The 19,951-nt window shown below is 63.3% G+C and carries 15 protein-coding genes and 3 pseudogenes; 8 read left to right on the top strand and 10 right to left on the bottom strand.

What is annotated here, in order from left to right:
* A pseudogene (locus ACQ4WN_RS13670) lies at window positions 1–113 on the top strand (IS1595 family transposase); the annotation flags it as partial.
* Between the two features lie 63 nt (window positions 114–176).
* Here the strand turns inward: ACQ4WN_RS13670 and ACQ4WN_RS13675 are convergent.
* A pseudogene (locus ACQ4WN_RS13675) lies at window positions 177–1,010 on the bottom strand (sensor histidine kinase); the annotation flags it as partial.
* Between ACQ4WN_RS13675 and ACQ4WN_RS13680 the strand changes: the two are divergent.
* Window positions 915–1,442: pseudogene (locus tag ACQ4WN_RS13680) on the top strand (aminotransferase class I/II-fold pyridoxal phosphate-dependent enzyme); the annotation flags it as partial. The pseudogenes ACQ4WN_RS13675 and ACQ4WN_RS13680 sit on opposite strands and share 96 nt — an antisense overlap.
* Window positions 1,443–1,452: 10 nt before the next feature.
* Here ACQ4WN_RS13680 and ACQ4WN_RS13685 read toward each other — a convergent pair.
* Window positions 1,453–1,902, bottom strand: coding sequence for a MarR family winged helix-turn-helix transcriptional regulator (locus ACQ4WN_RS13685; RefSeq protein WP_436552042.1), 450 nt, complete (start codon window positions 1,900–1,902; stop codon window positions 1,453–1,455).
* A 253-nt stretch (window positions 1,903–2,155) separates the two neighbouring features.
* The gene (locus ACQ4WN_RS13690; RefSeq protein WP_436552043.1) at window positions 2,156–3,415 is read right to left on the bottom strand and encodes an MFS transporter; all 1,260 of its coding nucleotides are present in this window, start codon (window positions 3,413–3,415) and stop codon (window positions 2,156–2,158) included.
* A gap of 133 nt (window positions 3,416–3,548) precedes the next feature.
* On the opposite strand from ACQ4WN_RS13690, the gene ACQ4WN_RS13695 reads away from it, so the two are divergent.
* Both ACQ4WN_RS13695 and ACQ4WN_RS13700 read left to right on the top strand, forming a co-directional pair.
* Window positions 3,549–3,944, top strand: coding sequence for a group II truncated hemoglobin (locus ACQ4WN_RS13695; protein WP_436552044.1), 396 nt, complete (start codon window positions 3,549–3,551; stop codon window positions 3,942–3,944).
* A gap of 4 nt (window positions 3,945–3,948) precedes the next feature.
* Window positions 3,949–5,598 (top strand): DNA recombination protein RmuC, encoded by a 1,650-nt coding sequence (locus ACQ4WN_RS13700; protein WP_436552045.1) that lies wholly within the window; start codon window positions 3,949–3,951, stop codon window positions 5,596–5,598.
* 12 nt (window positions 5,599–5,610) lie between these two features.
* Here the strand turns inward: ACQ4WN_RS13700 and ACQ4WN_RS13705 are convergent, their stop codons facing one another.
* From ACQ4WN_RS13705 to ACQ4WN_RS13730, 6 genes are all read right to left on the bottom strand, one after another.
* Window positions 5,611–6,549 carry an MHFG family PEP-CTERM protein gene (locus ACQ4WN_RS13705; protein WP_436552046.1) on the bottom strand — a complete coding sequence of 313 codons (939 nt, stop codon included), beginning with the start codon at window positions 6,547–6,549 and terminating at the stop codon, window positions 5,611–5,613.
* A 293-nt stretch (window positions 6,550–6,842) separates the two neighbouring features.
* The gene (locus ACQ4WN_RS13710; RefSeq protein ID WP_436552047.1) at window positions 6,843–7,625 is read right to left on the bottom strand and encodes a hypothetical protein; all 783 of its coding nucleotides are present in this window, start codon (window positions 7,623–7,625) and stop codon (window positions 6,843–6,845) included.
* Window positions 7,622–9,469, bottom strand: coding sequence for a molybdopterin molybdotransferase MoeA (gene moeA / locus ACQ4WN_RS13715; protein ID WP_436552048.1), 1,848 nt, complete (start codon window positions 9,467–9,469; stop codon window positions 7,622–7,624). The genes ACQ4WN_RS13710 and moeA overlap by 4 nt, the downstream gene beginning before the upstream one ends.
* Before the next feature lie 62 nt (window positions 9,470–9,531).
* Window positions 9,532–10,653 carry a GTP 3',8-cyclase MoaA gene (gene moaA / locus ACQ4WN_RS13720; protein ID WP_436552049.1) on the bottom strand — a complete coding sequence of 374 codons (1,122 nt, stop codon included), beginning with the start codon at window positions 10,651–10,653 and terminating at the stop codon, window positions 9,532–9,534.
* A gap of 29 nt (window positions 10,654–10,682) precedes the next feature.
* Entirely contained in the window at window positions 10,683–12,029 is a 1,347-nt protein-coding gene (gene chrA / locus ACQ4WN_RS13725; RefSeq protein ID WP_436552050.1) for a chromate efflux transporter, read from the bottom strand.
* A gap of 92 nt (window positions 12,030–12,121) precedes the next feature.
* Entirely contained in the window at window positions 12,122–15,241 is a 3,120-nt protein-coding gene (locus tag ACQ4WN_RS13730) for an Rne/Rng family ribonuclease (RefSeq protein ID WP_436552051.1), read from the bottom strand.
* A gap of 697 nt (window positions 15,242–15,938) precedes the next feature.
* Here ACQ4WN_RS13730 and ACQ4WN_RS13735 point away from each other — a divergent pair.
* From ACQ4WN_RS13735 to ACQ4WN_RS13750, 4 genes are all read left to right on the top strand, one after another.
* Window positions 15,939–16,934: an RluA family pseudouridine synthase gene (locus tag ACQ4WN_RS13735; RefSeq protein WP_436552052.1), complete on the top strand. Its 996-nt coding sequence runs from the start codon at window positions 15,939–15,941 to the stop codon at window positions 16,932–16,934.
* Between the two features lie 84 nt (window positions 16,935–17,018).
* Entirely contained in the window at window positions 17,019–17,678 is a 660-nt protein-coding gene (locus tag ACQ4WN_RS13740) for an HAD-IIIA family hydrolase (RefSeq protein WP_436552053.1), read from the top strand.
* Window positions 17,675–18,052: a Rieske (2Fe-2S) protein gene (locus ACQ4WN_RS13745; RefSeq protein WP_436552054.1), complete on the top strand. Its 378-nt coding sequence runs from the start codon at window positions 17,675–17,677 to the stop codon at window positions 18,050–18,052. The genes ACQ4WN_RS13740 and ACQ4WN_RS13745 overlap by 4 nt, the downstream gene beginning before the upstream one ends.
* 40 nt (window positions 18,053–18,092) lie before the next feature.
* Window positions 18,093–19,094 (top strand): S49 family peptidase, encoded by a 1,002-nt coding sequence (locus tag ACQ4WN_RS13750; protein WP_436552055.1) that lies wholly within the window; start codon window positions 18,093–18,095, stop codon window positions 19,092–19,094.
* Window positions 19,095–19,478: 384 nt separating this feature from the next.
* Here the strand turns inward: ACQ4WN_RS13750 and ACQ4WN_RS13755 are convergent, their stop codons facing one another.
* Entirely contained in the window at window positions 19,479–19,856 is a 378-nt protein-coding gene (locus tag ACQ4WN_RS13755) for a hypothetical protein (RefSeq protein WP_436552056.1), read from the bottom strand.
* Window positions 19,857–19,951: the final 95 nt, after the last annotated feature.

Raw genomic sequence — 19,951 nt, forward strand, 5'->3', positions numbered from 1 at the left:
ACCTGCCGAATTATCTGGGGTGGCGCTGGATACTCGACGCCGGACGCATCCGCTCCCCAGAAACATTGTTGAAGGCAACCATGGGAGAGTTCCCACACCTTACGGTGACATAGCCAATAAAAACGCTCGAAGATCAACGGCAGGCGGGCCGGCGCAACGCCGCAGCCCGTGTCGATGAACAGCTGCCTGTGCATGGGGCGGACGCCGTCGATGATGATGCGCACGCGGCCCTTGCCGGCCCGCTGGATGGCTTTCAGCGCATTTCTCAGCAGGTTCAGCAGGATCACCACGCACAGTTCATCCTGGCCAGCGAACTGGAAGTCGGCGCGCACATCCACCGTGACGCTGGCCCGCTGCAGCTTGCCGTTAAACGAGTAGCGCCTGAGCACGGCGTTCACCATCGCCAGCATCGAGAGCGATTGGCTGGGCTGCAGGTTGCGGTTCACGGCACTGGCGCTCAGCAGGAATAAATCGATCATGTGCTGCATGTGGCGCACTTCGAACTGGATACGCGACAGGGCATCCTGCAGCGGCGTGCGCAGTTCGTGCGCCACGGAACCGAGCCCGGCCGCCATGCCCGTCAGCCGTTCCCGTTCCAGTACCTTGCTGCCCACTTTCACCATGGACAGCGCGGCGATGGTGAACCAGTGCACGGGCAATTGCTGCAGCACTTCACGCTGCAGCAGGTAGGCGCCTTCCCCTTGCAGGATGACGGCCAGGCAGGCGGCGCCCGTGCCGATCAGGTAGGCGCCGCAGGCCAGTCCCGTTTCGAAATGAAACAGCACCACCAGGCCGATCAGCAGCGATTGGCTCCAGATGCCCACGCCCGTCAGGCGCAGGGTCAGGTTTTCATAAGACTGCGGAAAAAGAATTGCCACAGCAGGTAGTACAGCGGCATTGCCACCGTGCCCACGGCAGCCAGCATGGTGACGCGGCTGGAACTGCTGGACATTGCCGAGCGCAGCGACTGCGTGGTGGTGGTCGACGAGTCCCATTCGCTGTGCACGCATGGCCCGCAAAGCGCGGGCCTGGTGGAAGCCTGGGGCCTGGGACACCGCGTGCATTTCCGCATGGCGTCGCAGGCCAAGGCCTTCGCGGGACGCGCCGGTTTCATCGGTTGTTCCCGCCGCTTCAAGGGATATTTCTTGTCCGAATCGCGTCCTGCCATCTTCAGCTCCTGCCTGCTGGCCCACGAGCTGGCCTGGCTGGACGCAGCGCTCGATTTCATCATGGCCGCCGATGGGCGTCGCGCCACTTTACAGCGCCACACGCTGCAGGTGCGCGAGGGATTGAGCGCGCTCGGCTACAACGTCAGCGACGGCACGGAACAGATCGTGGCGCTGGAACGGCAGGGCATTTATGGTGCCATGTTCTGTGCACCGGCAACGGCGAAGAACCGCGCCCTCGTGCGCCTGACACTCAACGCGGCGCTTGGGCAAGCTGGCGCTCGTGTCAGCCTGCCAGCCGGCCCAGGATGGCCGATAGCGCTGCCAGCTGCTCTGCCGGTGCATCTTGCAGCAATTCGCGGCCCACCGCATGCGCGGTGGCGCTGGCATGTTCCAGCAATTGCTGGCCGGCGGCAGTCAGCACGGCATAGCCGACGCGCGCATCGCGCACATCGGCCTGGCGCGCCACCAGGCCGATTTTTTCCAGCGGCATCAAGGAGCGCGTGACGCCCGAGGCCGTCAGCGCCAGGCGTTCTGCCAGGTCGATGCGGCGCAGGCGCGCACCAGGTGCACGCTGCAGCTGATACAGCAATTGATAGTCGCTGAAGCTCAGGCCATGCACATTGCCCAGCGCGCTGTCGAAGCGGCGCACGATGAGTGCCTGGGCGCGCGCCAGGCGCAAGAAAAAGTCCAGCGCGCCATCGCTGTCCGGCGACGGGGGAGTGTGATCGTTCATGGCTGCCATTGTATTCGCTGCGAAGTGCTTGAGTGCGCAAGTGTAAAGCAATACCGCTCAATACAGTGGCTTCCCCTGTGCCAGCCACTGTGCACGGTGCAGGGCCAGCAGGGCGGCCAGCTCGGCGTCCGCATCGAAGGCGGGGTCGTCGGGCAGCCTGACGGTGTCGATGATTGCGCAGGAAATGGCCGCCGCTGCATCGCGCCACGGTTGCCTGTCATGTCTTGTCCATGCTGTATTTAGTATCGTTTGTTCACCTCTTTTCTGCTCCGGCGATGCGCGGGATGGCGGTGAAGAGTGCCGCCGCCAGGGCTGCCGCCAGCAGCAGGGCGCCGCCGCCGCAGAACAGTTCAGCCACGCTCAGGTGGCGTAGCAGCGCGCCCGTGGCCGCCGCCGACAGGGGCGCCAGTCCCAGGAAGATGCCCATGAACAGGGCCATGGTCCGGCCCAGCATGGCGGGCGCCACGCGCCGCTGTATCCACGTAAAGATGGCGACCTGCAAGTAGCCGCCCAGCATGCCTGTGACGGCCAGCAAGGTTGCGCCTTGCCAGGCTGTGCTGATTTGTCCCAGTACCATCAACAGGCAGCCCACGATGGCGTCGACGAGCAGCAAGGTGGCGCCGAAACGCCGGCGCAGCCAGGCGCCGCCCAGGCTCGATGCCAGCATGCCGGCCAGGGTGCCGGCGCCGTGCGCGCCCATCAGCAGTCCCAGCGCCGCGGCACCGTGCAGGCGTTCGCTGGCCAGCACGGGCAAGGCCACTTGCAGCGGTCCCATGACGAAGAAGGCCACCACCGCCCAGTAGGCATAGCAGCTGCGCAAGGGAATGTCGCGCCACACCATGGCCAGGCCCGCCGCCGTGTCGCGCCACATGCCTTGCGCCGCGCCGGCCGCTGGCAGTGGCCGCAGGCTGACTTGCCGCAAGGTCCAGGCGGAGAACAGAAACGTCAACGCATCGATGGCAAAGGCGGCGGCCAGCGCGGCCATGCCCGTTTGCTGCGCGCCAGCGTGAGCGCCGAGCACCAGCGCCGCCAGCAGGGGGCCGGCCAGCAAGGACAACTGGCGCGCGCCCATCTGCAAGCCATTGGCTTTTTGCAACGATTGCAGCGGCACGGCCTGCGCCAGCATGGCCGTGCCGGCCGGGATGCCAAACGCGGACGCGATGCCCAGCGCCAGCGCGGCCGCATACGCGAGCGCCAGGCTGGCGTGGTCCAGCAACAGCAGTGCTGCCAGCAACAGCAGGATGGCGGCGTTCGCATATTTGCTCAGCAGTATCACGCGCCGGGGTGAATAGCGGTCGGCGACGGTACCGCCCAACAAAATGAGCACGGCGCGCGGGGCGCCCATCAGGGCCACGGCGAAGCCCAGGCTGAGGCTATCGCCGGTCAGGCCCAGCACCAGCCAGGGCAGGGCCAGCATGCTGAACTGGTCGCCCAGCATGGAGACCAGGCCGCCGCCCAGCAGCCAGCGGAAGTTGCTATTGCGTAGCAAAGGAGTGTCTATAGCGCTTGGCATGGTCGTCTTGTCCGTGTTTGAAAAATTGCATAGTAATTGATATAAGCTTGAGTAGTCAAGTATATTGCCATTTATTGTGGCAGCGGCAGCGGGCACCGCGTGGCGCGCCGACGCTTGCGCTATCATGGCGGCCATGACTGATACCACTACCCCTACCCTGTACGAGACCATCGGCGGCGCCCCCGTGCTGCGTGAAATGGTCGACCGTTTTTATGATCTGATGGAACTCGAGCCCGAGTTCGCCGGCATCCGCGTCATGCATCCGCCGTCCACGGACGGTTCGCGCGACAAGCTGTATTTCTTCCTGACGGGCTGGATGGGTGGGCCGGATTTGTATATCGAGAAATTCGGCCACCCGCGCCTGCGCGCGCGGCACTTGCCCTACGCCATCGGCACCAGCGAGCGCGACCAGTGGCTGCGTGCCATGGCCTGGGCCATGGAAGACACGGGCATCGAAGAGTCCCTGCGCGTGCGCCTGATGGAATCGTTCTATCAGACAGCCGACTGGATGCGCAACAAACCTGACTGATCCCATGAACCCAATCGAGTTTTACAGCCTGCTGGGCGCCGCCGCCGTCGCCATCGTCCTGTTGATCTTGCTGCTGTTGCGTCCGCGTGGCGCGGCCGGCGATGGCGCCACCACGCTGGCGCTGGTGCAGCAGCACCAGCAGCAAAGCCTGGAACGCATCGACCGCGTCGAACGTGAAGTGCGGCTGCAGTTGCAGGCATCGGCACAGGCGACGCGGCAGGACCTGGCCGCCGGCCTGGCGCAATTCCAGGCGGCAACACTGCAACAGCTCGACAGCCTGCGCATGCAAATGCAGGCGCAGGGGAAAGTCGGGCGCGAAGAGCAGGCGCAAAGCCTGGCGCGCTTTGCCGAGAGCACGAATCAAACCCTGGCTAAACTGATTGAATCGAATGCGCAGCGCATGCTGGAAGTGCGCGCCACGCTGGAAAGCAAGATACATGAGCTTCAGGTGGACAATGGCAGGCGGTTGGAAGAGATGCGTCAAAATATGGCCACCGGCTTGGCGCAGTTCCAGGCAGCCACCCTGCAACAGCTCGACAGCCTACGCGTGGAGATGAAGGCTCAGGCGCAGAGTGGGCGCGAAGAGCAGGCGCAAAGCCTGGCGCGCTTTGCCGAGAGCACGAATCAAACCCTGGCCCAGCTGACGGAATCGAATGCGCAGCGCATGCTGGAAGTGCGCGCTACGCTGGAGAACAAGATCCGCGACTTGCAGGCTGACAATGGCGCGCGCCTGGAAGAGATGCGCAAGACGGTCGATGAAAAACTGCACGCTACCCTGGAAACGCGGCTTTCCGCCTCGTTCCAGCAAGTGTCGGAGCGGCTGGAAAAAGTCCACCAGGGCCTGGGCGAGATGCAACAGCTGGCGCTGGGTGTGGGTGACCTGAAGCGGGTGCTTACTAATGTGAAGACGCGCGGCACCTGGGGTGAAGTGCAGCTGGAAATGCTGCTGGAGCAGGTACTCACTGTCGACCAGTACGCAAAGAACGTGGAAACGGTGCCGGGCAGCGGCGCGCGCGTGGAATTCGCCCTGAAACTGCCGGGCCTCGCCGACGGCGGGCCGCCCGTGTGGATGCCTATCGATGCAAAGTTTCCCAAGGAACAGTACGAACGCCTGGTCGAAGCGGCCGAGCGGGCCGATGCCGACGGCGTGGCCCTGGCCGGCCGCGAGCTGGAGCGTGCCGTACGGGGCGAGGCGAAAACCATCGCCGAGAAATACCTGGCGCCGCCGCAGACCACGGATTTCGCCATCCTGTTCCTGCCCACGGAAGGCCTGTATGCGGAAGTGCTGCGCCGCCCTGGACTGGCCGACGAATTGCAGCGCGTGCACCGCGTCAGCATCGCCGGGCCATCCACCCTGACCGCCTTGCTCAACAGCTTGCAGATGGGTTTCCGCACGCTGGCGCTGGAAAAGCGCTCGTCGGAAGTATGGCAGGTACTGGGCGCCGTCAAGACGGAATTTGGCAAGTTTGGCGATGTGCTGTCGCAAACCCGGCTGACCCTGGAAAAGGCGGCAAAGAATATCGAAAGCGCGGAAGTGCGCAGCCGGCAGATGGCGCGCAAATTGAAATCCGTGGAAGCCTTGCCGGGCGAGACAGCGGCCTTGCTGCTGGGCGTGGCGGACGCGGGCTCGTCCGCCGAGGCGGACGGCGAATAGCGCCGTTGGCGTTCAGGCCGCTACTGGCCGGTGGCGCCGCGAAGCACGGGCCAGCAGCGCCAGTCCCGCCAGCAGCATGGCCCAGGTGTGCGGTTCCGGCACGGCCGGCAGGATGGACAGGTCAGTGGACGGCAGCGTCGGCAGCGTCGGCAGGGTCACGGTGGGCGGCACGATGATGCTGCTGCCCGTCGAGCCAGGCGGCAAGCCATTCCCGCCTCCGCCTCCGCCTCCGCCGCCGCCCATGCCGGCCGGCGGCGTGATGCCACCAGCGGTACGCACATAATCGAAGGGCAGGAAAGGAATGCTGGCCACGGCCGGCGGTATGACGCCGCCCGTGAAGGAACCGCCGCGCAAGGCGTCGGGATTATCGAGCACGGGCGCGCCTGCTGCTTCCGGGGCGGCGGGCGCGGCGGCAGCGGGAGCGGGAGCGGGAGCGGCGCCACCGGGAGCGGCACTGGCTGCCGGCGGCGCTGACGCTGACACCTGCGTAATGCGGCTGACATTGCGGCAGATCGTCGGCACGAGGATGCATTGTCCCTGCACACAATAGACGAGTCCCCTTTCCTGCATCTGCTCGCTCCAGCCCGAGCGCGTGACATTACGGCAAACGCGGCCCGGCCCGAAATGCATGTCGCTGATGCGCGCATCGTAGTTGCCCTTGCCGCGGATGGCGTCGCGGCTGATCACGACGATTTCATCGTACTGTCGCGCGCGCATGCGCGTCTTCAATTCTTCGCGCACCTGCGGCGCGATGTCCGGGTACCTGTCCACGGCTGCCACCACATCGCCCATGAACGGGTCGGCACCGGGACGGTTCCAGCTGCACTGCTCCAGCACGTCTGCCCGTGGGGCCCCTTTGGCATAGGCGGGCAGCGGCACCAGGGACAACATGCCAAGCAGACAAGCCGCTCCCAGCATGCAGGCGCCGGCGATCCATGAGCTGTGTTTCATTGATAGTTTCCTCTTGAAAACAATATAAAAATTATATTTTGTGTGATTAAGAGGTTATCACCGAAGAAACTGTAGTATCAACAAATAAATAAAATAATTACAATTTATGTTGTGTTTATTTACACGTCATTTAAAGAAATAATTAATATTTTTGTCTTGATAGGCGAAGGCTTAAAGCGCAGGTCAATTCATTGCGAAGGGGCAATGAGAGCGGCCCGCGCTTGGCGGGCCGTCGTGGTGCTAGGGAAAGGATGTTGAGCGAGTTGGCGCCGCAGCGCCGATCGCATGTCGTGCTAGAAAGTATCCCGGCAGGCAGGTGCGGCGAAGCGGGGATAGCCGATGGCGGGCAGTTTGTGCAGCCACTTGCGCATCAAGGCGCGCGCGCCTTGTGCATCGTGCTGCCGCCCCTGCTGTAAATCTGCGGCGAGCGTGTCGAGCTCCGCGCAGATGGATTGTTTGCCGGCCTGGGCCGCCAGCAGGGCGGCCAGCAGTTCCGGCAGCACGTCCGCCGCCGGCGCCGCCTGGCGCGTGGCGCGGTAGTGCTGCCAGTAGCGCTCGGCAGTGTCCGCATCAAAGCTGGGGACGAAACCGAACGTGGCGTCATCGCGGTGCAAGCGGTAGACAGTGGGAAAGTAATGCGGGCCCGTCAGTTCGCCAGGGAACAGGTCGCGCCGCAGGACGTCGATGGCCAGCGATCCGTTGCGCTCCACGCGCACGGGACTGGGCGAATCGTACTGGTCCACGCTCACCATGGCTGGTGAGTTGCCTTGCATTAAGATGATTTTCTGCGTGTAATGGCGCCCGCCCAGGTGGCCGCACAGGGCCACAAAGCTATCGTTGATGGCAGTGACGGCCGCAACGTCGCCGCAGTCGGGCCGCAAGCGCGTGTTTTCCTGCCACACGAGCGCCTGGTCGCTGGTGCGCACGAGGCGGATGCTGCCCACGATTTCGCCGTGCAAGTCACCCTGTGCATCCTCGATGCGCTCGTCGAAGCGCACCGTGTAGCCATTGCTGTGGACTTCGCCGGCGTACGCCGCCATGCCCTGTAGCAGGGCCAGTGCCAGTATCAGCTTCATATCAGTCCATGGAACAGCACGATATCGACCAGGTCGCCGGCTGCCACATGGCCTTGCGCTTCGTGCAGCACGATCATGCAATTGGCTTGCGTCATCGAGCGCAGAATGCCGGAGCCTTGCGCACCCGTCACGCGCACGTGCTGGCGGCCGTCCGCGCCGCGCTCGACGATGCCGCGCTGGTATTCCGTGCGGCCCCGCTTCTTGCGGATAGTCGCTTGTGCCGCCACCTGCAGCAGGGGCAGGCTGGCCGTGTCCGCATCGGCGCCCATCAGGCGCAGCAAGGTCGGGCGCGCGAGGAAATAAAACGCCGCCATCACGGCCACCGGGTTGCCGGGCAGCCCCAGCAGCAAGGCCGAGTCGCCCTCGCTGGCAATCCGGCCAAAGGCCATGGGACGGCCGGGGCGAATATTGATTTGCCAGAAGGCGACGTCACCGAGTCGTGCCAGGATCTCGCGCGTGAAATCGGCCGCGCCGCTGGACACGCCGCCCGAGGTGATGATGACGTCGGCCTTGGCGCAGGCGCCGCGCAGGGCCGCTTCCAGCGCTTGCGGCGCATCCTTGACGATGCCCATGTCGAGCACCTCGCAACCCAGGCGCGTCAACATGCCCAGCAGGGTGTAGCGGTTGCTGTCGTAGATGCAGCCTGCGGCTAGCGGCTCGCCGAGCGAGCGTAATTCGTCGCCGGTGGAAAAGAAAGCCACGCGCAGGCGGCGGCGCACGGGCACCGTGGCGATGCCCAGCGAGGCCAGCAAGCCCAGTTCGGCCGGACCCAGGCGCTTGCCTTGCAGCAGTGCAGGCTGGCCCTGCATCAGGTCTTCTCCCTTGAAACGGCGGTTGTCGCCGGGGCGGATGCAGGCCGGCGCGATGGTGATGTGCTGTTCGCTGGCTTGTTGCACCAGTTCCTGCGGCACCACGCTGTCGCAGCCATCCGGCATGACGGCGCCCGTCATGATGCGCGCGCATTGCCCGCGCTGCACAGCCACCGTGCCGGGACGTCCGGCCAGGATGGTGTCGACCACGGCCAGGGTCAGCGGAACGCTCCCACCGAGGTCGGCCCCATGCAGCGCATAGCCATCCATCGCGGAATTGTCGTGCGCGGGCACGCTGATGGGCGAGATGATGTCGGCGGCAAGGATGCGCTCGAACGCTTGCGGCAGTGGCAATTGCTCGATGTCGGCCACGGGGGCGACGCTGTCGGCCAGAATCGCTTGCGCCATCGGCACGGACAGTCCCTGCGCCTGCAGGGCGGCCAGATCGTCCGGGGTATTGATGTTGCCGAATGCAGTATTGTTCTCGAAGAGCACTTCGGCCAGTTTCAATGGGCCATGCCAGGTGCGCATGCGGCGTTCTCCGGTGGCCAGGTAGGCGTCCAGCTGGGGCAGGGCCGATGTTTTCACCAGGCAAAAGACGGGATGCGGGCGGCGCACCGTCGATCCCGAAGCCGGGTCGGTCTCTTCGGTGACGGCGATGGCCAGGTCGGCATTGTCTTGCGTCAAACCGGCCGCCAGGCGCGTAGCCAGGTCGGGCGGCAGCAGGGGCGAGTCGCAAGGCACGGTGAGCAGGTAGGGGGTGTTGGCGTGCTGCATGCCGCTATGCAAGCCGGCCAGCGGACCCAGCTGGCCTGGCAGCACGTCCGGCCACACGGGCAGGCCAAAGTGCGTGTAATCACCGGCCTCAGCGTGGACACTGATGGCCAGCTGGCCCACTTGCGGCGCCAGGCGCTGCAGCACGTGGCGCGCCAGGGGCTGGCCATGCAGGGGCAGCATGCCCTTGTCGCGCTGGCCCATGCGCGTGCCGAGGCCGCCGGCCAGGATCAGGCCGGTAATGTCGTGTTTGTTGATCATGAGAGGCGAAAATGTGGATGCATACGCCATGGTAGCAGCGGCAGGCGTGTGCCGCGCCCGATTCAGCCGCCGATATACGACATTTCCACTTTCTTTTTACCGTGCTCAAGCGCAGCGCCCGTCAAATCCGTCTGGCTGGTGCGCAACTGCGAATAGCGGTCGCCGCGGCCGCGCCACAGTTGCGCCACGGCAGAGGAAATTTCGGCATCGCTGTGGCCGCCGCGCAGCAGGCTGCGCAAGTCGTGGCCGCTGCTGGCGAATAAACACGTGTAGAGCTTGCCCTCGGTCGATAGGCGGGCGCGGCTGCAGTCGGCGCAGAACGCTTGCGTGACGCTGGAAATGAGGCCGATTTCGCCGCTGCCATCCGCATAGCGCCAGCGCGCCGCCGTCTCGCCCGTGTAGTTGGGGTTGATGGGCAGCAAGGGCATGTGCAAGGCTATGCGCCGCACCACGTCGGCCGAAGGAATGACTTCCTGCAAGTTCCAGCCGTTCGAGGCGCCCACGTCCATGTATTCGATGAAGCGCAAGATGTAGGGCGTGCCCTTGAAGTGGCGCGCCATGGGCACGATTTCCTGTTCGTTCATGCCGGCCTTGACGACCATGTTGATCTTGATGGGCCCCAGGCCTGCCGCATGCGCTGCATCGATGCCGTGTAGCACGTCGGCCACGGCGAAATCGACATCATTCATGCGCTTGAAGGTGGCGTCGTCGAGCGAGTCGAGCGACACGGTGACGCGGTTCAGGCCCGCATCCTTGAGCGCTTGCGCTTTTCTTGCCAGCAGGGAGCCGTTCGTCGTCAGGGTCAGGTCCAGCGGCCGGCCCGATGGCGTACGCAGTGCGGCCAGCATGGCGATGAGCTTTTCGATATTCTTGCGCAGCAGCGGTTCGCCGCCCGTCAGGCGGATCTTTTCCACGCCGTGCGCGACGAACAGGCGCGCGATGCGCGTGATTTCCTCGAACGACAGCAAATCCGTGTGCGGCAGATACACGTGGTTCTTGTCGAACACGTCCTTGGGCATGCAATACACGCAACGGAAATTGCAGCGGTCGGTAATCGAGATGCGCAAGTCGTGCAGGGGCCGGCCCAGGCTGTCGGCCACGTTGCCGCTGGGGCTTTCCAGCCGCGCGGGGATCACCAAAGCCCCATTGCGGGCCTCGGTGAGGTAGATAATCTTGTCAGCCATGAAAGGTGATACCACTTACGTTAAATCGGTCAAGGCAGATACGATAGCACGAGGCCGAAGATGGCACAGGCGAGCAGCAATTTGATGGTTCCCATTTGAAACTTGATCAGCGCCACGCCGGCCGCCAGCGCGATGGCGATCGCCAGCCAGTCCCAGTGCGGCAGCGGGTTTGCTTGCCAGAAGACATGGCGGCCAAAGAACAGCGCCAGGCTGGCGATGACGCCCACTACGGCGGCCGAGATGGCCGTCAGGGGAGCGCTCAGGCGCAAATTGCCGCGCGACGCTTCCACCAGCGGTGCGCCGGCCAGGATGAAGATAAACGAGGGCAGGAAGGTGAACCAGCTGGCGACGAGCGCCCCGCACACACCTGCCAGCCACAGGTGTTCACCGGCGATGCCTGCGGCGTGGCTCCAGCCGCCCACAAAACCGATGAAGGCGACGATCATGATCAGGGGGCCGGGCGTGGTTTCGCCCAGCGCCAGGCCATCCATCATCTGCGCGCTCGTGATCCAGTGGTAATGGTCGACGGCGCCCTGCACCAGATAGGGCAGCACGGCATATGCGCCGCCGAACGTGAGCAGGGCCGCCTTGCTGAAAAACACGCCCATTTGCGCCAGCGGCTGATCCATCCCGCCCGCCAGCGCCAGGCCCAGCCAGGTGATGAAAGCCAGTGCCAGGCCCAGCGCACAAGTGGCCAGCAGACGCGGCCATTTGAGCTGCGCGTGCAGCGGCGTGGGCGTGTCGTCATCGATCAGCGCGGGGCCAAAGCCGGCCGCGCCGCCATGCGAGGTGGCGCCGGCATGAAAGTGGGCCGGCAGCCAGCGCCCGCCCGCCATGCCCAGCAGGGCTGCGGCGAGTACGATCAATGGAAATGGCAGCCGTAGCACGGCGATGGCGACAAATGCAGCCGCCGCAATGGCAATCAGGCCGGGGCTGCGCAAGGTGCGCCGGCCCAGGCGCCAGGCGGCCGCCAGCACGATGGCGACGACGGCCGGCTTGATGCCGTACAGGATGGCGGCGATGGCGCCCACGTGGCCATACGCCATGTAGAGCCAGGACAGGACGATCAGCACCAGCAGCGAGGGCAGCAGGAATAGCAGGCCCGCCACCAGGGCACCGCGCGTGCGGTGCATCAGCCAGCCGATATAGATGGCCAGCTGGGTCGCTTCCGGCCCTGGCAGCAGCATGCAGTAATTGAGGGCATGCAGGAAACGCTGCTCGGAAATCCAGCGCCGCCTTTCCACCAGTTCCGCATGCATCATGGCGATTTGCCCGGCCGGGCCGCCAAAGCTGACGCAGCCCAGCTTGAGCCAGTACCAGAAGGCGCTGCGCAGGCTGACGGGGGCGGGACGGGGAAGGTTGGCGTTCTCGTGCATGGCTGGCGGCTGGCTGGCAAAGGTGTGGACGTAAAAAAGGGGAAGCCTGAGCTCCCCCTTTCATCATTGTCGGCTGGGCGAACCCGGCGCGCTTATGGACGCTGCGTGTTGACCTGGATCAACGGCTCATCCGATTGCGGCGGCAATGGCTTGCGTTCGCGCGGCTTGCGTACCGGGGCGACGGCCTTGGCAGCCGCTTCCTGCGCCAGGCGCAGTTTTTCCGGATCGGTAGCAGCCAGGGTCAGGCCGGCCGAACCGAGCACTGCGTTCAAGTCCAGTGGCGCCGGTGCCGGCGCTGGAGCCGGAGCGGCGACAGGAGCAGGAACAGGAGCCACTGCCGGTGCTGGCGCAGGAGCAAGCACCACCGGTGCGGCTTCCACCACGGCAGGTGCTGCTTCAGCCACTGGTGCTGGTGCTGCCTCGATCACGGCGATGGCTTCGACCAGCGGTGCAGCTTCCACCACTGGTGCGGCTTCCACGATGATTTCCGCTGGCGCAGCTTCCGCTTTCTCGGCAAAGCTGTACTCGGCAGCTGGTGCCGCTTCGACAGGGGCTGCCGGTACGATCACTTCAGCAACTGGCGCAGCTACAGCGGCAGGAGCGGCTTCTTCGACCTTGGCGATGTCCACAACCTTGGCCACTTCAACCACTTCGGCCACGATGGCTGGTGCGACGGCAGCTTCCACTGGCGCAGCGACGGCAACGACAGCGGCGGCAGCCACGACGGCGACCGGGGCCGCGTCAGCAACGACAGCGGCAGCAGCTTCCGGCGCCGGAGCGACCGTAAAGCTGATCACTGGCGCGTCCTGGCCTTCGTTCTCGCCGTTTGCCGATTCGATCAGCTCGCCCGTTTCGCGGTCGCGGCGGTTGCGGTTGCGGCCACCACGACGACGGCGGCGGCGCGGTTCTTCGCCTTCCACGTCGTTTTCCATCTCTTCGCCTTCAGGACCGGTATTCGCCGGTGCTTTCAGCAAGCTTGTTGCTGCGGTATCAGCGTCCGGACCGCTTGACGCCACGACCACGTTGACAGCGCTGGCGCTGGCACCAACCAGGGCCAGTTCATCCGCTTTCACTTCAGCAACAACAGCCTTGTCGGCGCGTGGTTCACGGCCTTCGCGTGGCTGGCGTGGCGGACGTTCGGCGCGCTCTGGACGTTCGGCGCGTTCCGGGCGCTCTGCGCGCTCGGGACGTTCAGTACGTTCCGGACGTTCGCCGCGTTCGCGTGGTGCCGCCGTTGCATCGCCGGCTTCGCGTGCTTCACGCGGTTCGCGTGGCGGACGCGGTGGGCGTGGCGGACGGGCCGCCTTTTCCAGTGCTTCCGCTTCCTTGGCAGCATCGTCCTGGGCTGGACGGCCCTGGCCCGGTTCGCGTTCTTCGCGGCCAGGCTTGCCGTTGCGGCCACGGCCACGCGGGCCACGGCTGTTGCGGTCGCCACGGTCGGTGCCGGCCGGTTTGACTGGCGCGACAGGCGCGGGCGCCGGTGCCACGGGGGCCGGGGCGCCGGTGAAGAAGCTGATGATCTTGGCGATCAAGCCTTGCGGTGCGGCAGGTGCGGCAACTGGAGCTGGTTTCGCTTCGACGGGCTTGCGCTCGACCAGCGGTGCCGGCTGGTCAGGGGTGATCGTCTTGACGACGGCTTCCTGGCGCGGCTTGGCTTCTTCCTTCTGGCGCTTGCTGTAAGCCATGTCGGTTTCAGCGCTTTCCGCCAGGTTGTAGCTGGCCTGGCTGTCTTCCAGACGCGGATCGTCGTGCTTGATGCGTTCCAGTTTGTAGTGCGGCGTTTCCAGATGCTTGTTCGGGATCAGGATCACGGCGATGCGGTGGCGGTTCTCGATTTTGAGCACTTCGCCGCGCTTTTCGTTCAGCAGGAAGGCGCCCACGTCCACCGGCACTTGCACGTGGATGGTGGCCGAGTTTTCCTTCATCGCCTCTTCCTGGATGATGCGCAGCACCTGCAGGGCGGACGATTCGGTATCGCGGATGTGGCCGGTGCCGGAGCAGCGCGGGCACGTCACGTGCGAGCCTTCGGACAGCGAAGGGCGCAGGCGCTGGCGCGACAGTTCCATCAGGCCGAAGCGGGAAATCTTGCCCATTTGTACACGGGCACGGTCATGGTGCAGCGCATCTTTCAGGCGCTGTTCCACTTCGCGCTGATTTTTTGCCACTTCCATGTCGATGAAGTCGATGACGATCAAGCCACCCAGGTCGCGCAAACGCAGCTGGCGGGCCACTTCTTCGGCCGCTTCGCAGTTGGTGTTGAAGGCGGTCGTCTCGATGTCCGAGCCGCGCGTGGCGCGGGCCGAGTTGACGTCGACGGAGACCAGCGCTTCGGTATGGTCGATCACGATGGCGCCGCCCGATGGCAACGGCACGGTGCGGCTGTACGCCGTTTCAATCTGGTGTTCGATCTGGAAGCGCGAGAACAGCGGCACGTCGTCGCTGTAGCGCTTTACGCGGTGCACCATGTCGGGCATCACGTGGCTCATGAACTGGTGCGCCTGGTCGTAGATCTCGTCGGTGTCGATCAGGATCTCGCCGATGTCGGGCTGGAAGTAGTCGCGGATGGCGCGGATGACCAAGGACGATTCCTGGTAGATCAGGAAGGCGCCATTGGCCGACTTGCCTGCGCCTTCGATGGCGCGCCACAGTTGCATCAGGTAATTCAAGTCCCACTGCAGTTCATCGACGTTGCGGCCGATGCCGGCGGTGCGGGCAATCACGGACATGCCAGCAGGCAAGTCCAGTTTATCCATGGTTTCGCGCAATTCCTGGCGCTCTTCACCTTCCACGCGGCGCGATACGCCACCGCCACGCGGGTTGTTTGGCATCAAGACCAGGTAACGGCCAGCCAGCGAAACGAACGAGGTCAGGGCAGCGCCCTTGTTGCCGCGCTCTTCCTTTTCGACCTGGACCATGATTTCCTGGCCTTCGCGCAGCGCTTCCTTGACGGAGGCGTTACGAACGTCCACGCCTTCGCGGAAGTACGTGCGGGCAACTTCCTTGAAAGGCAGGAAGCCGTGGCGGTCTTCGCCATAGCTGACGAAGCACGCTTCGAGCGAAGGCTCGATGCGCGTGATCACGCCCTTGTAGATGTTGGATTTGCGCTGTTCGCGCCCGGCTGTCTCGATATCGATGTCGATCAGTTTCTGTCCGTCGACAATCGCTACGCGCAGTTCTTCTTGCTGCGTGGCATTAAACAACATGCGTTTCATTTTTATAACTCCGCGACCCGTAGGCCATCTCAAAGCCGCTTCCGGGGAAGCGGCGAAAGTACAGGGATATATGCGAGAACGGGAGTGTTGGCGGGGGAAATGCCCAGGCGTGCGGAGCAACAACGCGTACGAGGTATACGTTACGGCCGCAACAGGCGCGGTGAGGTCAATCGTCATGCCGAGTGCACAGGACACCTGCAACTCATCTGAAACAGCCCGAATGAGAATGAACTGCATCGGGGGCAGAGAATGCAAGTGGTCAGCAAATTCAGAGCCAAAATCGTTAGCCGGCTCATTACAGGGATCGCGATGGCGAGGCTTGGCCTCAGCCTATCATCGACAACCCTCAGTATTTGGCCACATACGGGGTTTGGCGAAAACGGCAAGCGTTATCAACTTCATCAACCCGCGAGCCCGACTCGATAAGTCGCGCTAACGGGTACTTATCCTTATAATCCCACACTCACTTCAGCATCTCCACGCGTTATCCGATTACAACTACGGTGCAACCTTGATTCGCGCAGGGATGGTGCATATACATTTTTTTCCACCGAATTTGCAATTTGGCGAGGCCGGTGGAGACGCCCCTGTGTAAAATGTGCTTTTATTCTTACACTCGCAGCAGCCAGGGCCGCAGCAAAAACAATTATATATTCAAAATGAAGGACTTAGAGAGATTTCTGGGAAGACATAGTAAATGAAGAGTCAAAAAGATGTTGTTCCCCCTTCAACACCCCCGGTTCAGCCGCAAGCCCAATTCGTAACGATCGCCGAGGAAGAAGCAGGCCAGCGCATCGACAACTACTTATTAAGAGTGTGCAAGGGAGTGCCTAAAAGCCACATCTACCGGATCTTGCGATCGGGAGAAGTGCGGGTTAATAAAGGCCGTATCGATCAGTTGTACCGTCTCGCCGCCGGCGACGTGGTGCGCATTCCCCCCGTGCGCGTGGCCGAAAAGGCCCCCACGGGCGCGCCGGCCGCCGAATTCAAGATCATCTTCGAAGATGCGCAGTTGCTGGTCATCGACAAGCCGGCCGGCGTGGCCGTGCATGGCGGCTCGGGCGTCTCGTTCGGCGTGATCGAGCAATTGCGCGCTTCGCGCCCCGACGCCAAGTTCCTGGAACTGGTACACCGCCTGGACCGCGACACGTCCGGCTTGTTGTTGCTGGCAAAGAAACGCACGGCATTGACGAATTTGCACGAACAGATGCGCGACGGCGTCACCGACAAGCGCTACCTGGTGCTGGTGGCGGGCGACTGGAAGAATGCGCGCCAGCATATCAAGTTGCCGCTGCACAAATATACGACGGCCGAAGGCGAGCGCCGGGTGGCCGTGCAGGCCGATGGCCTGGCGTCGCACACGGTGTTTTCACTGTTGCATAAATATCACAACTTCGCCTTGCTGGAAGCGGAATTGAAGACGGGACGCACGCACCAGATCCGCGTGCATCTGTCTTCCTCCGGTTTCCCCATCGCCGGCGACGATAAATATGGCGACTTTGCCCTCAACCGTGCCCTGTTGAAAGCCGACAGCACGCGCGGCGCCCTGAAGCGCATGTTCCTGCACGCGCACCAGATCACGTTTACGCATCCGGAAACGGGCAAGAGCATGACCCTGAATGCGCCGCTGGCTGCCGAATGCGAGCGTTTCTTGGTAAGCTTGGGCAAACCATTGGCCGTTGCTGCACGATAGCTATCGTGCGCGCGACACTACTCACAAGGTAGTCAGTCGCCATCATTCATTTTCAAGGAGCCGGCGGCTTTGCCGTCGGGAAACATGGCAAGAAAGCAATTTGATCTGATCGTCTTCGATTGGGACGGTACCCTGATAGACAGTACCTCGACCATCGTCAAGTGTATCCAGGCATCGGCCAAAGACCTGGGCTTGCCAATTCCTACCGAGTTGCTGGCCTCGCATGTGATCGGCCTTGGCTTGCAGGAAGCGATGCGGCTGGTGATGCCCGATGTCGAGCCGAAGTACCATGCGCGCATGGCCGAACGCTACCGCTATCACTATCTGTCGCGTGACCATGAGCTGACCCTGTTTCCCGGCGTACAAGAAATGCTGCAGGAATTGTCGCAGCAAGCGTATTTTCTGGCCGTCGCCACGGGCAAGAGCCGTGTTGGCCTGAACCGTTCCTTGAATGCCGTCAAGCTGCTGTCGCTGTTCGATGCGACGCGCTGCGCCGATGAAACGTTTTCCAAACCCCATCCGGCCATGCTGCAGGAGCTGACGCGCGAACTGGGGCAGGATATGCGCCGCACCGTGATGATCGGCGACACCAGTCATGATTTGTTGATGGCAAGCAATGCAGGCGCGGCTGGTATTGCCGTAGAGTATGGGGCGCATCTTGTGGAGCAATTGCAGGCTTGCAATCCCCTGTATTCGGCCGCCACGGTGGCCGATCTGCACCAATGGCTGAGCGAGCACGCATGATGGCCGACGTCGCGGAAGTGTTGATTTGTGCCGCCGACGCGGTGGCCGATGGCGGCAAGGGCGTGCGCTTTCCCGTCTCGGCCGGTGGCGAAGCGACCACCGGCTTTGTCGTGCGCCACGGCGGCAAGGCGTATGGCTATCTGAACCGCTGCGCCCACGTGCCGATCGAACTGGATTGGGCCGAGGGCGAGTTTTTCGAGTCCAGCGGCTTGTACCTGATGTGTTCGACGCATGGCGCGATCTATGTGCCGGAAAGCGGCTACTGCGCGGGCGGCCCCTGCAAGGGCGGCCGTTTGCGTCCGATACCCGTGACCGAGCGCGATGGCCAGCTGTACTGGCAGCCCGATGAGTATGTCCAGCCGCTGCCGGCCTGAAGCAGGCACAGGCATTATTGCAATTTAAACAAAGTGAACCATGAGCGATAACACGAATGACAAGGTGGACAGCAGCGCGCCAGCCGCCGGCCACGGTGCCCCTGCGGGAAACTGGGAGCGCGACGTGCTGGAAAAGCTGGTATTTGCCACTTTGCAAGAGCAACGCGCGCACCGCCGCTGGAGCATCTTTTTCAAGGTATTCAGCCTGCTGATCGTGCTGTTCGCGCTGTGGGTGTTTTATGACTACAACACGGCCGACGACAGCGAAACCCTGGGCCGCCACACTGCCCTGATCGACATCAGCGGCGCCATCGAGTCCGAAGGCAGCGGTTCGGCCGCCGTCGTCATTCCCGCGCTGGACAAGGCGTTTTCCGATGCCGGTTCCGTCGCCGTGGTGCTGCATATTAATAGTCCGGGCGGCAGTCCCGTACAGGCTGGCATGATCGTCGACGAGATGCAACGCCTGCGCAAGGGCTATCCGGACAAGCCCTTGTATGTAGTGGTCGATGAAATGTGCGCTTCGGGCGGCTATTACATCGCCGCCGCCGCCGACCGCATCTACGTCAACAAGGCCAGCGTGGTCGGTTCCATCGGCGTGCTGATGGATGGCTTCGGCTTTACGGGCGTGATGGAAAAGGTCGGCGTCGAGCGCCGCCTGCTGACGGCGGGCGAGAACAAGGGTTTCATGGACCCGTTCAGCCCCCTGAGCGAAAAACACAAGGCGTATGCGCAAGGCATGCTCAATGAAATCCACCAGCAATTCATCGACGTGGTGCGCACGGGACGGGGCAAGCGCCTGAAGGAAACGGCAGAGACGTTCTCCGGCCTGTACTGGACGGGCGCGAAGGCCGTGGAAATGGGCCTGGCCGATGATTTCGGCACGGTCGACAGCGTGGCGCGCGATGTCGTCAAGGCGGAAGACATCGTCGACTACACGCAGCATGAAGGCTTGCCGGAGCGGGTGCTGAAGAAATTTGGCGCCGCCATGGGCGCCGGTGCCATGAAAGCGGCCGTGCAGCAGTCACAACCGGCATTGCGTTGAGGATATCACTCTTGACAGGCAGGCAAGCCAGCCGAGAATGACTTTCAATAAGATGGTATTTTGGCTTGAAAAACGGGCTGCTTGGGCTATAGTGAAGGCGTAGTTCTTTTCAAGGAGGGGCGATATATCAACTATGTTGTCAGTACTAACTTGATTAGCAGGTCTTGGAACTACTCGCCGCATCGCAGATGTGGTTTTGAGTGAATTTACATTCCTCACTAAAGTCCCGTTGGGGCTTGGGAACGGCGGCGCAATGCCGCCGTTTCCTTTTGTGCGTCGCTCGTGCTGGATGTGCTGGCGCGAATCGACGTTGTTGCGTTGTCTGGGCGAGTGGGCAAGATAGGCATGCGGGGGCGGGGCATGGCGGCTCCAATGACGGTGCGCTCAGGCGGCGCAGCCGTTACAGTGTGCGGGCAGGGGCGGGGTGGCTGCCTGGCGGGCCGGCGCCGTTGCTGTGCTGCTGCTGGTATCGGGCGGCGTATCGGCCATGGCGTGTGCGTTCACGTTGTCGACTGCCGCATCCGCATCTGCGTGCGCAAAACCGCCCCGTTCCAGCCAGCCCATGAAATGGCATTGCGCCTCGGCATGCCAGTGCGTCTGGCTCGCGGGTGATGGCGGCACGTCCGCCTCCTGCTGCGCCGGGCTGTTGCGCCAGCGCGCCACCCCGAGTCTGACCTTGTGCATGGATGCCTGTTCCGCAGCGATGCGCTTGCGCATGTCGGCGATGCTGCCTTGTAAGGTGATGGTTTCGGTATGCTTCATACGATGTCCTTGTAAGGGGTGGAGACTGCCACTATTCCTAACGTACATTAGGCGGATTCCTAACGAAGTTTCAGTCTATCAATGCGATATTTCGA

It is taken from the genome of Janthinobacterium pasteuri, from assembly GCF_051380775.1.
Lineage (GTDB): Bacteria > Pseudomonadota > Gammaproteobacteria > Burkholderiales > Burkholderiaceae_D > Janthinobacterium.

Coding starts and splice junctions, on each gene's coding strand:
- ACQ4WN_RS13695 (WP_436552044.1), top strand. CDS start 3,549: ATGACTGATACCACTACCCCTACCCTGTACGAGACCATCGGCGGCGCC.
- ACQ4WN_RS13750 (WP_436552055.1), top strand. CDS start 18,093: ATGAGCGATAACACGAATGACAAGGTGGACAGCAGCGCGCCAGCCGCC.
- ACQ4WN_RS13735 (WP_436552052.1), top strand. CDS start 15,939: ATGAAGAGTCAAAAAGATGTTGTTCCCCCTTCAACACCCCCGGTTCAG.
- ACQ4WN_RS13685 (WP_436552042.1), bottom strand. CDS start 1,902: ATGAACGATCACACTCCCCCGTCGCCGGACAGCGATGGCGCGCTGGAC.
- moeA (WP_436552048.1), bottom strand. CDS start 9,469: ATGATCAACAAACACGACATTACCGGCCTGATCCTGGCCGGCGGCCTC.
- ACQ4WN_RS13690 (WP_436552043.1), bottom strand. CDS start 3,415: ATGCCAAGCGCTATAGACACTCCTTTGCTACGCAATAGCAACTTCCGC.
- ACQ4WN_RS13710 (WP_436552047.1), bottom strand. CDS start 7,625: ATGAAGCTGATACTGGCACTGGCCCTGCTACAGGGCATGGCGGCGTAC.
- ACQ4WN_RS13745 (WP_436552054.1), top strand. CDS start 17,675: ATGATGGCCGACGTCGCGGAAGTGTTGATTTGTGCCGCCGACGCGGTG.
- moaA (WP_436552049.1), bottom strand. CDS start 10,653: ATGGCTGACAAGATTATCTACCTCACCGAGGCCCGCAATGGGGCTTTG.
- ACQ4WN_RS13740 (WP_436552053.1), top strand. CDS start 17,019: ATGGCAAGAAAGCAATTTGATCTGATCGTCTTCGATTGGGACGGTACC.
- ACQ4WN_RS13705 (WP_436552046.1), bottom strand. CDS start 6,549: ATGAAACACAGCTCATGGATCGCCGGCGCCTGCATGCTGGGAGCGGCT.
- chrA (WP_436552050.1), bottom strand. CDS start 12,029: ATGCACGAGAACGCCAACCTTCCCCGTCCCGCCCCCGTCAGCCTGCGC.
- ACQ4WN_RS13700 (WP_436552045.1), top strand. CDS start 3,949: ATGAACCCAATCGAGTTTTACAGCCTGCTGGGCGCCGCCGCCGTCGCC.
- ACQ4WN_RS13730 (WP_436552051.1), bottom strand. CDS start 15,241: ATGAAACGCATGTTGTTTAATGCCACGCAGCAAGAAGAACTGCGCGTA.
- ACQ4WN_RS13755 (WP_436552056.1), bottom strand. CDS start 19,856: ATGAAGCATACCGAAACCATCACCTTACAAGGCAGCATCGCCGACATG.